We start from the raw sequence: 1576 nt of genomic DNA, 5'->3' as shown, positions 1-1576 counted from the left end.
GTTCTTCATGCCGCGGCAAGCGGGCGATCGTCCCGCCGTCGTCCCGGAGGGCGCGGTGAACTTCGCGTTCATCGGTCAGTTCGCCGAGACCACCCGCGACTGCATCTTCACCACCGAGTACTCGGTGCGTACCGGGATGGAGGCGGCCTATCAACTGCTGGGGATCGAGCGTGGGGTGCCCGAGGTGTTCAACTCCACCTACGACGTCCGCAAACTGATCGCCGGAACGGTGCATCTGCGCGACGGCAAGGAGGTCGAGCTGCCCATCCCGGAGATCATCCGAAAGCGCGTGATCGGCAAGGTCACCGACAACGAGGTCGGTGAGCTGCTGGCCGAATACGGGTTGATCGCCGGCAACGGCTGACGATGAGCTTCGCTCAGGTCGCCGAGCGTGCCAGCGCCCGGATCGCGTAGCGGGCGCTGAGCAGGACCAGCGTGGTGGTGACGACGAACAACGGCCAGCCCATCGCCAGCCGCGCCACCGCGAGCAAGCTGTCCTGACCCGTGTCGTAGAGGTAGTTCTGCACCAGGAACCGCGACCAGGACACGGCTGCCAGGACGGCGGTGACGATGTTGAAGACCCGCCGCACCCCGGGGACCTGGCGCCAGGTGCTGTCGCGACCGGTGGCCCAGGCCCAGATGACGCCGACGAGCGGGCGCCTGACGAAGATCGAGGCGGTCATCACGATGGCCGAAGCCAGGGACATCCAGATCCCCGGGAGATAGAAGTCCTTGGCCTGGCCGGTCACCAGGGCCAGCAGCCCACAGCCCGCCACCCCGACGAATCCCCACACCGCGGGCCGAACCGATTCGCGGCGCAGCAGCTGCCATCCGAGCACGACGGCCGCCATCGCCAGCGCGGAGATGATCGCGGGCACCCGCCCCGAGAGCGCCGAGACGGTCGCATACACGGTCACCGGGAGCGCCGAATAGACCATGCCGCTGACGCCACCGACGCGCGCCATCAGTCCGTCGAGTGGGGAATCCGTCATGGGAGCGTGGGCCTCGCGTTCAAGATCTGGCAGGTCCCCACCGAGAGTACCCAGATCAGCAGACCAGACCGGCCGGCTCCGTGCGCCTGGTCCCGAGGAGGGCCGGCAGCTTCACATATCCGTGCAGATTGACCAGCCCTCTCGGGCGGGGAGTCTCGGTCAGCCGCAGATCGGGGTAGGCCTCGAACAGCGCACGCAGGGCGGTGGCGCCTTCGATGCGGGCCAGTGCCGCACCCAGGCAGACGTGGATGCCCGACGCGAAGGCCAGGTGGTCCCGGGCATTGGGGCGGGTGATGTCGAAGCGCGTCGGCTCGGTGAACACCCGCGGATCCCGGTTGGCGCCACCCAGCAGAACCGCGACCATGGTTCCGGCCGGCAGCCGCCGCCCGGCCATCTCGACGTCGCACTGCGCGGTGCGCGCGGTCATCTGCACCGGGCTTTCGATGCGCAGGATCTCTTCGACCGCGGCGGGCCACAGGTCCGGGTTGTCGCGCAGCAGGGCGAGTTGATCGGGGTGCTGCTGCAGCAGCACGATCCCGTTGCCGATGAGGTTGACGGTGGTTTCGAAGCCGGCGCCGATGAGA

Annotated in this window: 3 protein-coding genes; 1 reads left to right on the top strand and 2 read right to left on the bottom strand. The window is 68.4% G+C overall.

The features are described 5' to 3' along the window. On the top strand, positions 1-364 hold a 364-nt coding region (locus ACWGPE_RS18730), incomplete at its 5' end, for an oleate hydratase (protein WP_452049269.1). Between the two features lie 13 nt (positions 365-377). Here the strand turns inward: ACWGPE_RS18730 and ACWGPE_RS18725 are convergent. Together ACWGPE_RS18725 and ACWGPE_RS18720 are read right to left on the bottom strand one after the other, a co-directional pair. Further along, a complete protein-coding gene (locus ACWGPE_RS18725; protein WP_044514467.1) occupies positions 378-992 on the bottom strand; it encodes a DUF3159 domain-containing protein in 615 nt (204 codons plus the stop codon). Positions 993-1047: 55 nt separating this feature from the next. Beyond that, positions 1048-1576 (bottom strand): cytochrome P450 (locus ACWGPE_RS18720; RefSeq protein ID WP_452049268.1); only part of this gene is annotated, 529 nt, incomplete at its 5' end.

The organism is Agromyces sp. NPDC055658 (assembly GCF_053618155.1).
Note: the sequence above shows the minus strand (reverse complement) of the source record. Positions and strands in the feature narration are given on the sequence as shown.